Genomic DNA, 12,775 nt, shown 5'->3' on the forward strand with positions numbered 1-12,775 from the left:
GTTTACTCCTCTGCCCCGGCAGCTGAATGCGAGCTCATGTCCATCCCTTCCATTTGGGCCACTTCTTTCTCTGCTTTCTCGTGCTTGACCTTAGGACCCGGTTTCATGCCTTCGTACTTGTCGACGATGGTCTGGAACAGGTTCGGCGTCACCGAGGAGTAGAGCTCGACTGGGTTGTTCTGGCTCTGCTTGGCAAGGGCTGCGTATTCAGCTTGTTCAAGCTGTTTAGGTGCCTTTTTGACTTCACTTACCCAGGCGTCGAAATCTTCCTGGGAAGTTGCGATCGCTTTGAATTTCATGCCGGTGAAACCAGCGCCGCTGTAGTTGGCGGAGATACCGTCCATTTCAGCGTTCTCGTTGGCGATCAGGTGCAACCTGGTCTGCATGCCCGCCATCGCGTAGATCTGGCCGCCCAGCGCAGGGATGAAGAACGAGTTCATCACAGCGTCGGAAGTGATCTTGAAGTTGACCGGGGTGTGCGCCGGGAACACGATCTTGTTGACCGTGGCGATGCCTTGTTCCGGGTAGATGAACAGCCACTTCCAGTCCAGCGCGACCACTTCGATGGTCACAGGCTTCACGTCGGATTCCAGCGGCTTGTACGGGTCAAGGGCGTGGGTCGACTTGTAGGTGACATAACCCAGGGCAATGATGATCAGCACTGGAACAGCCCACACCGCGATCTCGATCTTGGTGGAGTGGTTCCATTTCGGGGTGTAGGTGGCGTTGGTGTTGGACGCGCGGTATTTCCAGGCGAACAGGAAGGTCATGATGATGACCGGCACCACGACCAACAGCATCAGCAGCGTTGCGGTGATGATCAGGTTTCGCTCGTCCAGACCAACCTGGCCCTTGGGATTGAGCAAGGTCATGTTGCAGCCTGACAGCAACAACGTGCCGATCAGCGGCAATAAGCCTAGTAGTCTGGGGTACCTGTTTTTACTCATCTCACGACCTCTAAAGCAGCTTGCGCAATGCAGTTGGGTTTTGATCGCCAACACTTCACCCTGCCAAGGGTTGGCATTTTTCTTGGATTGAATAAGGGCCTGCCCGTCGCGCGTCAGACGCTTTACGACAAATCCCGGGCCTGCGGTGAGTTCTTATTCGAATTCGTGGTCAAAGGCCTTGTTACAGACCAATTCCATTTGGTGCGGGTAGTTGGGAGCTCCGACACCTGGGCATCGCATGAAGCCACCAGACCTCTCGACACCCTGTTCCTGCTCACGTCTGGTTAAGATTTGAGCAGTGCCGGGGATTCAGTGCGGGCGATTGTAGATATGTAACGCCCTATAAACCATGTCTCATCCCGAAATAATTTTTATCCGAACCAGCAACAATCATTAACCGTTTTCGCAAAAGTGGCGCATCTTATCGAAATTAATTCTCAACAAAAACACCACAATAAGTAAGTCTTCCACCCACAGTTCAGACAGTATCGGGCCCCGCCTCACTGCCCTTTACCTTGCCCGAGGCCCGATATGACGGGGGCTTCGGCCGTTCGTCAGACCCTGTTAAAACTGCCTGTTCGCGTTTGGAATGGAAAAAGCCGGCAGCTTGTAAAACAGCCCAATTTCGTTACGTTTCCATGTACCAATCCGGCTTCCTCGAACGCCTTGCGACACCGACTCTGTGACAACATGTCGCACATGTGTCGCACCCTTGTCTGTCGCACATCAAGGACTTTTCACCCGGCCTCTGAATGCGCTCTGCAAGACAAAAAAAGCCCCGATCCTCTCTTCAAGGACCGGGGCTTTTTTGTCCGACAAGGCGTGCCGACAGATGACCTCAGCGCAGCGCTTTGCGGTTACGCGAAGTCAGCAGCGGCACCAGCACCACGATCAGCACAAAGGCGACCAGCGCCCACTGCGCCAGGGACAGGCCGAGGATCGGCGGATACGGCGTAGAGCAGAAGCCATCGACCTGGAAGCCCAGCGGGAAGATCTTTGCCAGTGGCAAATCATCGACAATCGGTTGCAGCACGTCGATACCGCAGCTGACCGCCGGATAGAACTGCGTATAGACGTGATGCCCGGCAACGCCTGCGCCGGCCAGCGCGCAGATCACCACCAGGGTTTCGAACACCGTGATGCTGCGACGGCCGCGCATGGTCGCGCCGATGAAGGCAAAGATCGCGATCAGCAGCAACGCATAACGTTGCAGGATGCACAGCGGGCAAGGCGCCTCGCCCAGGACAATTTGCATGTACAGCGCACCGCCGATCAACGCCAGGCAAATGATGCCCAACAACACCAGATAGCGCCGCTCACGCCCTAACCGCATGGATTCATCGCTCATCGCGTTTCCCTTGAAGATTTCGAGTGCCCGCCAGTCTACACGCTGGCCAGGACCTTTGAGAGCCTGGCGCATGTCAGGGGGATTCGGGGGAATAGACGATAAGGCGGTTAAGGAGGGATTAACTTTCTAGTGTTTTTTCAAATCAAGACCGAGGTGAAGCTATCGCGGGCAAGCCACGCTCCCACAGGGATTTGTGTCGATCCAGATTGATGTGAACGACTCAAATCCCTGTGGGAGCGCGGCTTGCCCGCGATGAAAGCGACGCGGTGAGCCTGGCTCACCGCGACAAACGCTTACTCCAGCGCTGCTGCCGGCCCGAAGAACTCGTAACGGCTTTGCTTCTCCGGCACGCCCAGTGCCTTGAGGTGGCGCTTGACGGACGCCATGAAACCTTTCGGCCCCAGGAAGTAGGCATCCAGGTCACGCTGCTCCGGCAGCCATGCATGCAACTGCTGCTGGCTCAACAGACCGACCTTGTGCGCCGCCGGGCTCACGCCGTCATCCTCGGCGTAGCAGTAGAAGCGCTTGAGCTGCGGGTGACGCTCGGCCAGGCCGTCGATCCAGTCGCGGAACGCATGGACGCTGCCGTTGCGCGCGCAGTGGATGAAATGCACCGGCCGCCGGGTCTCCAGCGCCGCTTCGAGCATCGCCAGGGTCGGGGTGATGCCAACGCCGCCGCTGATCAGCACCAGCGGCTTGTCGCTGGCGGTCAGGGTGAACTCGCCCGATGGCGGGAACAACTGGATGCTGGCTCCGACATGCAACTGGTCGTGCAGGAAGTTGGAAGCGCGGCCACCGTCCTCGCGTTTGACGCTGATGCGGTACTGGCCATTGTTCGCCAGCGCCGACAGCGAGTAGTTACGGCGGATCTCTTCACCGTCGAGGATCAGTTTCATGCCGATGTACTGGCCGGGTTCCGCCACCAGGATCGGGCCTTTGTCCGCCGGCTCGAAGTAGAACGAGGTGATCTCGGCGCTCTCCTCGACCTTGCCCGCCACGATGAACTCCCGCGCACCGCGCCAGCCGCCCGGTGCCTGTTCCTTCTGGTCATAGATGCTGGCTTCGGCACCGATCAGGATGTCCGCCAGTTGGCCGTAAGCCGCGCCCCAGGCCGCAATCACTTGCGGTGTGGCGATCTCTTCGCCCAGCACTTCAGCGATGGCCCGCAGCAGGCAGGAACCGACAATCGGATAGTGCTCCGGCAGGATCTGCAGGGCCACGTGCTTGTTGATGATCTTGGCCACCAGGTCGCCCAACTGGTCGAGTTGGTCGATATGACGTGCATACATCAATACGCCGTTGGCCAGGGCACGCGGCTGATCACCGCTGGTCTGGTGGGCCTGGTTGAACAGTGGGCGGACTTCCGGGTATTCGCTGAGCATCATGCGGTAGAAGTGGGTGATCAGCGCTTCACCACCGCTTTCGAGCAGCGGCACGGTGGATTTGACGATGGCACGGTCTTGAACGCTCAGCATAAGGTGACTCCTGGTCTTCTTGGATTGCTAACGGATTACCCTATGACTATCAGCTTCCATGCCAACTATTTAATCGTTATAAATCAATATGTTAATAACTTAATAGTCATTTGGACACCACCTGACTTATAGTCATACCGACTACATGGAGTCACTATGACTGCAAAATCCTTGCTCACCGCCCTGCTGCCCCTGGTCTCCGACCTGTCCCGCGAACTGCCCGAGGGCGAGCGTTATCGCCGCCTGCTGGAAGCCATGCGCGCCCTGCTCCCGTGCGACGCCGCCGCCCTGCTGCGTCTCGACGGTGAATGGCTGGTGCCGCTGGCCGTCGACGGCCTGAGTACCGATACCCTCGGTCGGCGCTTCAAGATCAGCGAACACCCGCGTTTCCAAGCGCTGCTCAGCGGCCCAGGCCCGACCCGCTTCGCTGCCGACAGCGACTTGCCCGATCCATATGACGGTCTGGTCGATGGACTGGATGATCATCTGGAAGTCCACGACTGCATGGGTTGTCCGTTATTCATCGACGAGCGCCCGTGGGGCCTGCTGACCCTCGATGCCCTCGACCCTGAGCGCTTCGAACCGATCGAACTGGATGCCCTGCAAGCCTTCGCCAGCCTCGCGGCCGCCACGGTCAACGCCGCCGAGCGCATCGAGCGGTTGAACAATCGGGTCGAAGACGAGCATCAGCGCGCCGAGGTCTACCGCCAGGCCAGCGGCCAGCAGACTCGCGAGATGATCGGCCAGAGCAAGGCCCACAAGCGTCTGGTCGAAGAAATCAGTCTGGTGGGCGGCAGCGATTTGACCGTGTTGATCACTGGCGAAACCGGGGTCGGCAAGGAGCTGGTGGCCCAGGCCATCCATGCCGCCTCGCCCCGCGCCGACAAACCGATCATCAGCCTCAACTGTGCCGCGTTGCCCGACACATTGGTGGAAAGCGAGTTGTTCGGTCATGTCCGCGGCGCCTTCACCGGAGCGATGAACGACCGCCGTGGCAAGTTCGAACTGGCCAACGGCGGCACGCTGTTTCTCGATGAAGTCGGTGAGTTGTCGCTGACCGTGCAGGCCAAGTTGCTGCGCGTGTTGCAGAGCGGTCAACTGCAGCGACTGGGTTCGGACAAGGAGCATCAGGTCGACGTGCGCCTGATCGCGGCGACCAACCGCGACCTCGCCGAAGAAGTGCGCAGCGGCCGTTACCGCGCCGACTTCTACCATCGCCTGAGCGTTTATCCGCTGCTGGTACCGGCCCTGCGCGATCGCGGGCGCGATGTGCTGCTGCTCAGCGGGTACTTCCTGGAGCAGAACCGCTCGCGCATGGGCCTCAACAGCCTGCGCCTGAACAGCGACGCCCAGGCCGCGCTATTGGCCTACGACTGGCCCGGCAACGTGCGCGAGCTCGAACACTTGATCGGCCGCAGCGCCCTGAAAGCCCTGGGCAACTGCAAGGAGCGGCCAAAGATTCTCAGCCTGAGCGCCGTCGACCTGGACTTGCCCAATGCCAGCGTTGAAGCCGCCGCCGAGCAACCTGCCGCCAGCGTCACGCAACTGGTGACCGGCGATTTGCGCGAGGCCACCGAGCGTTATCAGCGTCAATTGATCGGTGCCTGCCTGGAACGGCACAACCACAACTGGGCAAGCGCGGCCCGTGAGCTGGGCCTGGATCGGGCGAACCTGGGGCGGATGGCCAAGCGGCTCGGCATGAAGTGAACATCCTGTGGCGAGGGAGCTTGCTCCCGCTCGGCTGCGCAGCAGCCGTACAAGCCGCAACCCGGATGTGACTGAAGGAAGGTTACGGGAGCGCTTCGCACTCCAACGGGAGCAAGCTCCCTCGCCACAAGAGTCCGGTGTTAAACCCAATAGAGGCTTTCCCCTAAAGCCTGCCCCCGACAAGTCGATAACCCGGCATCGAAGTTTTTGGCGATCCCGGGATTGCCTGTCACCTTTTTCCAGAGAAGGTTCCTATGTCCTCCACCAAAGCCCGCGCAGACTCGCTTTCGCTTCTGCTCTTTACCCTGCGCAGCGGCAAGCTGATGGCGATCAACCTGCTCAAGGTCAGTGAAATCATTCCCTGCCCGCCGCTGACCCGGCTGCCGGAGTCGCACCCCCACGTCAAAGGCATCGCCACCCTGCGTGGTGCCTCGCTGTCGGTGATCGACCTCAGCCGAGCCATTGGCGAGCGCCCGCTGGAAGACCCGAACGGCGGCTGCCTGATCGTCACCGATATCAGCCGTTCCAAGCAGGGCCTGCACGTGCAGGCCGTGAGCAAGATCGTCCATTGCCTGACCACCGACATCCGCCCGCCGCCCTTCGGTTCCGGTGGTTTGCGCGCCTACATCACTGGCGTGACGTCGGTCGATGGCACCCTGGTTCAGGTGCTGGACATCGAAAAAGTCATCCACGGCATCGCCCCGGCCCAAATCGAAATGGCGCCGACCGAGCTGAGCATGGAAGACGCCGAACTGCTCGGCAACGCGCGCATCCTGGTGGTCGATGACAGCCAGGTCGCCTTGCAGCAATCGGTGCACACCCTGCGCAACCTCGGCCTGCAATGCCATACGGCCCGCAGCGCCAAGGAAGCCATCGACTGCCTGCTGGACCTGCAAGGCACCGCGCAGCAGATCAACCTGATCGTCTCGGACATCGAAATGTCGGAGATGGATGGCTACGCCTTCACCCGCACCCTGCGGGAAACCCCGGATTTCGCGCATCTTTATGTATTGCTGCACACCTCGCTGGACAGTGCGATGAACGCTGAGAAAGCACGGCTGGCGGGGGCGAACGCGGTGCTGACCAAATTCTCTTCGCCAGAATTGACCCAGTGCCTGATCACCGCGGCCAAGGCTGTCGCCGAACAGGGTTATTGAGTGTTGAACGAAGATTACTGCTGGCTGATGCGACGCGACCTCTCTGTCGTCGTGCCGCCCCCCGATTGGCCGGTCGGCCTGCAACTGAGTGAATACCGCCCCGAACTGGGCGCCGCCGTGCACCGCCTGATGGAGCTCGGTTATCTCGACGGCGGTGGGCGCGTCGCCGCGCTGGACATGTGGCAACGGCAGTTCGAAACCGATCCGGAATATGACCCGGCCCTGTGCCTCATTGCCCAGGATGCCGAAGGTGTGGTGGGTGTGTGTCAATGCTGGACCAGTGCCTATATCAAGAACCTGGTGGTGCATCCGCGGTTTCAGGGCCGGGGGTTGGGCCGTGCGCTGTTGTTACAGGCGTTCAAGGTGTTCCAGCAGCGGCGTGAAGGCTTCGTGGACCTGAAGGTACTGGAAGACAACCTTCGGGCGCGGCGGCTGTATGAAAGCGTCGGGATGCGTGCAGTCCGCCGGGAGCCGGTTCCGCTCTGAGATGCCGCTTTCGCTGGCAAGCCAGCTCCTACAGTGTGACCGAGCCGATCACAAAACATGTGTAGGGCGCGATTCCTGTAGGAGCTGGCTTGCCAGCGAAGAGGCCGGCACAACCACCACAAATCCTTCAGGCATACTCCTGCCTTGGCCACTCAGCCCAAGGAAGCCTGAACCATGAAAGCTGCGCCCCTGATTCTGCTCTGCCTCACCGCCCTTGCCACCCAAGCCCACGCCTCCAGCCCCGGCGCCTGGGCAACCTACGACAAAGCCGTACTCGCCAGCTGCACCAAAGCCAGCGGCCTGAAGGACAGCAAACCGGTCGGCACCGCCGCGCAGTTCGATGACCGGGTCGGCTACACCGCGTTGCTGCTCCAGGGCCAGTACCCGCAAAAACACATGAAAGGCGCGCAAGGCACCGAACTGTGCCTGTACAACAAAAAGAGCAAAACCGCGTACGTCACCGAATGGGACTCCATCCGCCCGGCCGGCGAGGCCAACTGAGTGGCGCATAATTTGCTTCGATAGCGGTTTTTGTGGCGGCATTCTGTCGCCGTTTCATGCCCTGTCATGCGAATGAACACTCAATGAATACAAGGTTTTCCTGCGTAGGCTGCGGTAAATGCTGCAACGACCACCATGTGCCCCTGACCCTGAGCGAAGCCCGGATGTGGGCCGCCGACGGCGGTCAGGTGATCGTGCTGGCGGAAGCGTTTCTGGGCAACGGCCTGGGTCTGCCGGTGCAACAACGGGAACACGCCGAACGCCGCTCGGCGGCAGTGCGCAGCGGCGAATCCGACGCGTACGTGGCCATCACCTTCGCCGCCTACAATGTCGGCCCCTGCCGGAATCTTGACGAGGACAACCGCTGCCGCATCTACGAACGCCGGCCGTTGGTGTGTCGCATCTATCCGATGGAAATCAATCCGCACATACCACTGAACACCGCCGTGAAGGAGTGTCCGCCTGAGTCGTGGGAAAAAGGACCGGACCTGATTATCGGTGGTGAGTTGGTCGACCGGGAATTGTCGGAATTGATCCAGCGTTCCCGTCAGGCGGATCGCAACGAAATTCAGACCAAGGATGCGATTTGCGCACAGCTGGGCATCCGCACGACGGCCCTGAAGGGAGATGGGTTTACTGCTTATCTGCCGGATATGGCGGGATTTGCCTCGATCATCGACGACTTGGCGGGACAATCCTTGCCTGAGTGGGGCAGCGAATGGCTATTTCATGTGTCGGGCGATGATATTGCCGAGCAAGTGCTGGCCGCAGGTGCGCAAGTGGCGGCGGATGCGCCGGCAAATTACTCGTTTATTGCGTTGCGGTCGGCTTGATCCGGGATTTCAGTGTTTGTGCCGGCCCCTTCGCGAGCAAGCCCGCTCCCACATTAGGGGAGCGCGTTCTTTCATGAGAATGCGATCAAATGTGGGAGCGGGCTTGCTCGCGAAGACGGCAGATCAGGCACTGCAGAGATAAAGACTCAGCGCTTACCCATCGACCGACGAGTTCCCGGCGGTGCCATTCCCGGCGTCTTGGTGTGGCCGTTCTTGGCGCCGTTCTTGTACCAAGGCTGGTTGGAGCCCTTGGCAGCCGCCAGTTCGCCTGGCTTGAACGGGAACTTGAAGGCCGGGATTTCGGCTTTGGTTTCGCTGTCGGCGCTGGAGTCGACGCTGTCTGGCAGCTCTGCCTGCACGTCGCTCAGGGCGTCGGCGACCGGCGGTTGTTTCGGGGAAGTCATGAAAGCTCCGGGTGGTGCATGAAGTGTCGGGCCCGGTGAGCGAGCCGCATGCCACAGTATAAGAAGTGCCGCAGTATAGCTGGATGAAGCACCGCAAGCTGCAAGCTTGCATTGACCGCCTGACGACTCGCACAAATCCCGCGAAGAATGTTAGCGTGCTCATCATTCTTCACCGCCCGACGAGCCTGCCTCCCATGAAAAAGACTGTCCTGGCCTTCAGCCGCGTCACCCCGGAAATGGTCGAACGCCTGCAACAAGACTTCGATGTCATCGTGCCGAATCCGAAAAACGGCGACATCAACGCCCAGTTCAACGAAGCCCTGCCCCACGCCCACGGCCTGATCGGCGTCGGTCGCAAACTCGGCCGCGCCCAACTGGAAAACGCCGCCAGGCTGGAAGTGGTCTCCAGTATCTCGGTGGGCTACGACAACTATGACCTGGCCTACTTCAACGAACGCGGGATCATGCTGACCAACACGCCGGATGTGCTCACCGAAAGCACCGCCGACCTGGCGTTTGCACTGTTGATGAGCAGCGCGCGCCGCGTCGCCGAACTGGATGCCTGGACCAAGGCCGGGCAATGGCAAGCCAGCGTCGGTGCGCCGTTGTTCGGTTGTGATGTGCATGGCAAGACATTGGGCATCGTCGGCATGGGCAACATCGGTGCCGCCATCGCCCGGCGTGGCCGCCTGGGGTTCAACATGCCGGTCATCTACAGCGGTAACAGCCGCAAGACCGATCTGGAACAGGAACTCGGCGCACAGTTGCGCAGCCTCGATCAATTGCTGGCCGAAGCTGACTTCGTCTGCCTTGTGGTGCCGCTCAGCGAGAAAACCAGACACTTGATCAGCCATCGTGAACTGGCGCTGATGAAGCCAAGTGCCATTCTGGTGAACATTTCCCGTGGTCCGGTGGTGGATGAACCGGCGCTGATCGAAGCGCTGCAAAACAACCGCATTCGGGGTGCGGGGCTTGACGTGTACGAAAAAGAACCGCTGGCCGAGTCGCCACTGTTCCAGCTGAAAAATGCCGTGACCTTGCCGCACATCGGCTCAGCCACCCATGAGACCCGCGATGCCATGGCCAACCGTGCCTTGGCCAACTTGCGCAGCGCCTTGCTGGGCGAGCGACCGCAGGACCTGGTCAATCCGCAGGTGTGGAAGGTCTGATTGAACAATGGCACGTCATAATTGGCGTGCCACTTTATATAAAGCCTGAAAAATACTCTCCTTAAACAACTTGCCACCCAACGCGTATAATAAGCGACATAATTCGCAAAGCACTCTTCACCCTCACACCCTCTAAACACCTATAAACTCCGAAAGACAAGAACGCATCAACCTTACATTCGGAGAGCATCCTGCATGAGTTATTTCACCACTGCCTGCATGGTAAGGCAGAGCAAATTATTAGTTGTCTTCATGGCCGCATTATTCGGTATAACGACCCTTACCAACAATATTACCGACTACACTGCATACGCCGAGTATATCGGGCGAATCATCAGCATGAGCGACACCATCGGCAATGATTCCCGTCGTTACCGCGCCATTAGCTCCCCCCTGTTTCACCACCGTTTTTACTGGGCACTGATTACACTCGAGATCATATTCACATGCAGTTTCATCGTTGGAACCTATCAACTCTACCGCAACCTCGCCGCTCCACACGGCGAGTTCCATGCAGCCAAAAAATTTTCCATAATAGGTTTTATTACAGCCATTTTTGCGTATCAGACTTTCTACATCATCATTCTAAACGAATGGTTTGACTTAGAGTATTCCAAACAGGCAAACGCCTTTAAATGGGCACAAACCCACATTCAATACATGTTCTTCGGCATTATTTATCTGTTGGCGGCAAAGGATACCTGAATAGTGTCAGGCCAACTTGCCCGCCACCGGACTGACACTTGCCTTGGGCTTGCGAAACACCAGCACATTACCCAGCATTACCATTACCAGCCCCGCCAGTGCCGGAGCGGTCCACTGGTAACCCTCGGCGAACGCTGACACGTTGAGCGCCACCACAGGGAACAGCACCGTGCAGTACGCAGCCCGTTCAGGCCCCATGCGTCCGACCAGGGTCAGGTAGGCAGTGAAACCGATCACCGATCCCGGAATCACCAGGTACAACAGTGACCCGATGTAACGCGCGCTCATTTCCATGTCGAAGGGAATGCCCTTGACCAGACACCACACCGAGAGCATCGCCGCCCCGTAAGCCATGCCCCAGGCATTGGTGGTCAGCGGTTTGAGGCCGGCCTTCTGCTGCAGGCTCGAGAGCATGTTGCCCGCCGAGAAACACAAGGTGCCGCACAGGGCCAGACCGAGACCGAGCAGAGTTTGCGGGCTGGCGGTATGCCCGGCCAATTCCGGCCAGAACAACAGGCCCAACCCAAGCAGACCCAGTGCGCCGCCCATCAGCACATTGCGGGCGACTTTCTGTCCGAAGAACACCCGCGCGTTGAGGGCATTCCACAAGGTGGCCGTGGAAAACACCACGGCCACCAGGCCGCTGGGGATCCACTGGCTTGCGGTGAGGAAGCACATGAAGTTGATGCAGAACAGGCACAAGCCCTGAGCCAGGCAGATCAGGTGCCCGCGACGGTTCATCACTTGCAGGCGCCGACTGAGCAGCAGGATCACGAACAGCACCAGCGCGGCGAGGCCGAAGCGATAAACGATCGACACAGGAATGGCCACTACGCCCAGTTGCCATTTCAAGGCAATCCAGGTGGTGCCCCAGATCAGCACGGTCAGCAAGTACAAAGAAAGGTTCATGACATAGGCTCCTCGATAGGTACCCAGTGTCCGGCGTCACGCCCAGGCGCACTTGCATAAACTTGCGCTTTTGTCTGGCGACAGGCTGGCAGGCGCGTGTCTACGGAGTAGGATGCAGGGCGTTGGATGCAGGTGTTAGAGAACTACGATCATGGCTGCACTGGATACCCTACAAGTCTTTCAAGCCCTCAACCGCTCGCCCAATGCTCGCCTCGAGCACAGCGCCGAGCTCGGTGACGGTTTGTCTGCAGCCTTGTGGAACAATCACCACGATGCCCGGGATTACGAAGCGCCCAGCCACCACACATTGTCCTGTTACCTCGCTGGCGGCACGGGCACCTTTCGCCGCGACCAGCCCGGCAACAAGGGTGCCCCGGACAAACTGTGCATCCTGCCGGCCGATCACCAGTCAGGCTGGGTGATCAACGGCGACATTCGCCTGGCGCACCTGTATTTCAGCCCCGAACAATTTGCCCTCGGTTGCGTCACCCTGCTCGATCGCGAGCCACGGCAAATGCAACTGCGCGAGCAGACCTTTCTCGATGATCCGCAGCAGGCGCTGCGCTTTCGGCAGTTGATCGCCCTGAACTGGGACGAGCCGGGCGAGCGCCTTTTGACCAGCAGTCTGGCCCACGAACTGCTCAGCCATGCCCTGCTCAGCCAGGTGAATGCCCGACAAGACCTGCGCCTTAAAGGTGGGTTGGCTGCGCATCAGCGCCGACATCTGGTGGAATTCATCGACAGCCATCTGGACGAGGCCATCAGTCTCGGGCAGTTGGCGGCGTTGTGTGCGTTGTCGGAATACCACTTCGCACGGATGTTTCGCGAGAGCTTCGGCTTGCCGCCCCATCAGTATGTGCTGGCACGACGCCTGAACCGGGCGCGGGAGTTGCTGCGCACTACTTCACAGCCGCTGGGGGAGATTGCACTGGCGTGCGGCTTTTCCAGTGCCAGCCATTTCACCAACCGCTTTCGCCAGTCACTTGGCGGGACGCCCGGCGATTATCGGCAGGCGTTTTTGCGCTAGGCGGCATACTTCAGATTTTCGTTGCCTGTGATACCGCCTTCGCGGGCAAGCCACGCTCCCACAGAATCGCGGTTGCCCGCGGATTTTGCATCCGCCCACTGACCCTG

Annotated in this window: 14 protein-coding genes; 9 read left to right on the forward strand and 5 right to left on the reverse strand. The window is 59.5% G+C overall.

Features of this window, described 5'->3' with window-relative positions:
* Nucleotides 1-2: 2 nt before the first annotated feature.
* Nucleotides 3-947 (reverse strand): ubiquinol oxidase subunit II, encoded by a 945-nt coding sequence (gene cyoA / locus KGA81_RS23485; protein ID WP_223548948.1) that lies wholly within the window; start codon nt 945-947, stop codon nt 3-5.
* 27 nt (nt 948-974) lie between these two features.
* Here cyoA and KGA81_RS23490 point away from each other — a divergent pair, with 27 nt between their 5' ends.
* Nucleotides 975-1,235, forward strand: coding sequence for a hypothetical protein (locus KGA81_RS23490; RefSeq protein ID WP_223548950.1), 261 nt, complete (start codon nt 975-977; stop codon nt 1,233-1,235).
* A gap of 550 nt (nt 1,236-1,785) precedes the next feature.
* Here the strand turns inward: KGA81_RS23490 and KGA81_RS23495 are convergent.
* Nucleotides 1,786-2,295, reverse strand: coding sequence for a disulfide bond formation protein B (locus tag KGA81_RS23495; protein WP_223548952.1), 510 nt, complete (start codon nt 2,293-2,295; stop codon nt 1,786-1,788).
* Nucleotides 2,296-2,588: 293 nt separating this feature from the next.
* Nucleotides 2,589-3,770: an NO-inducible flavohemoprotein gene (gene hmpA / locus KGA81_RS23500; RefSeq protein ID WP_223548954.1), complete on the reverse strand. Its 1,182-nt coding sequence runs from the start codon at nt 3,768-3,770 to the stop codon at nt 2,589-2,591.
* A gap of 156 nt (nt 3,771-3,926) precedes the next feature.
* Between hmpA and norR the strand changes: the two genes are divergently transcribed.
* From norR to KGA81_RS23525, 5 genes are all read left to right on the forward strand, one after another.
* On the forward strand, nt 3,927-5,477 hold the full coding sequence (norR, locus tag KGA81_RS23505) for a nitric oxide reductase transcriptional regulator NorR (RefSeq protein WP_223548957.1): 1,551 nt from the start codon (nt 3,927-3,929) through the stop codon (nt 5,475-5,477).
* Between the two features lie 254 nt (nt 5,478-5,731).
* Nucleotides 5,732-6,634, forward strand: coding sequence for a chemotaxis protein CheV (locus KGA81_RS23510; RefSeq protein WP_223548959.1), 903 nt, complete (start codon nt 5,732-5,734; stop codon nt 6,632-6,634).
* Between the two features lie 27 nt (nt 6,635-6,661).
* Nucleotides 6,662-7,120: a GNAT family N-acetyltransferase gene (locus KGA81_RS23515; RefSeq protein WP_223549008.1), complete on the forward strand. Its 459-nt coding sequence runs from the start codon at nt 6,662-6,664 to the stop codon at nt 7,118-7,120.
* A gap of 174 nt (nt 7,121-7,294) precedes the next feature.
* A complete protein-coding gene (locus KGA81_RS23520; protein ID WP_223548961.1) occupies nt 7,295-7,621 on the forward strand; it encodes a hypothetical protein in 327 nt (108 codons plus the stop codon).
* 83 nt (nt 7,622-7,704) lie between these two features.
* Nucleotides 7,705-8,454, forward strand: a complete 750-nt coding sequence (locus KGA81_RS23525; protein WP_223548963.1) for a YkgJ family cysteine cluster protein — start codon at nt 7,705-7,707, stop codon at nt 8,452-8,454.
* 146 nt (nt 8,455-8,600) lie between these two features.
* On the opposite strand, the gene KGA81_RS23530 is transcribed toward KGA81_RS23525, so the two are convergent.
* Nucleotides 8,601-8,858, reverse strand: coding sequence for a hypothetical protein (locus KGA81_RS23530; RefSeq protein WP_103394221.1), 258 nt, complete (start codon nt 8,856-8,858; stop codon nt 8,601-8,603).
* A gap of 194 nt (nt 8,859-9,052) precedes the next feature.
* On the opposite strand from KGA81_RS23530, the gene KGA81_RS23535 reads away from it, so the two are divergent.
* The gene (locus KGA81_RS23535; protein WP_223548965.1) at nt 9,053-10,027 is read left to right on the forward strand and encodes a 2-hydroxyacid dehydrogenase; all 975 of its coding nucleotides are present in this window, start codon (nt 9,053-9,055) and stop codon (nt 10,025-10,027) included.
* Nucleotides 10,028-10,222: 195 nt separating this feature from the next.
* On the forward strand, nt 10,223-10,732 hold the full coding sequence (locus KGA81_RS23540) for a DUF2165 family protein (protein WP_223548967.1): 510 nt from the start codon (nt 10,223-10,225) through the stop codon (nt 10,730-10,732).
* A gap of 6 nt (nt 10,733-10,738) precedes the next feature.
* Here the strand turns inward: KGA81_RS23540 and KGA81_RS23545 are convergent, their stop codons facing one another.
* Nucleotides 10,739-11,641 carry a DMT family transporter gene (locus KGA81_RS23545; RefSeq protein ID WP_223548970.1) on the reverse strand — a complete coding sequence of 301 codons (903 nt, stop codon included), beginning with the start codon at nt 11,639-11,641 and terminating at the stop codon, nt 10,739-10,741.
* A 151-nt stretch (nt 11,642-11,792) separates the two neighbouring features.
* On the opposite strand from KGA81_RS23545, the gene KGA81_RS23550 reads away from it, so the two are divergent.
* Nucleotides 11,793-12,668, forward strand: coding sequence for a helix-turn-helix domain-containing protein (locus KGA81_RS23550; RefSeq protein ID WP_223548973.1), 876 nt, complete (start codon nt 11,793-11,795; stop codon nt 12,666-12,668).
* Nucleotides 12,669-12,775 lie beyond the last annotated feature (107 nt).

This window comes from Pseudomonas sp. A-B-19 (assembly GCF_019947515.1).
In the GTDB taxonomy this organism is placed as follows: domain Bacteria; phylum Pseudomonadota; class Gammaproteobacteria; order Pseudomonadales; family Pseudomonadaceae; genus Aquipseudomonas.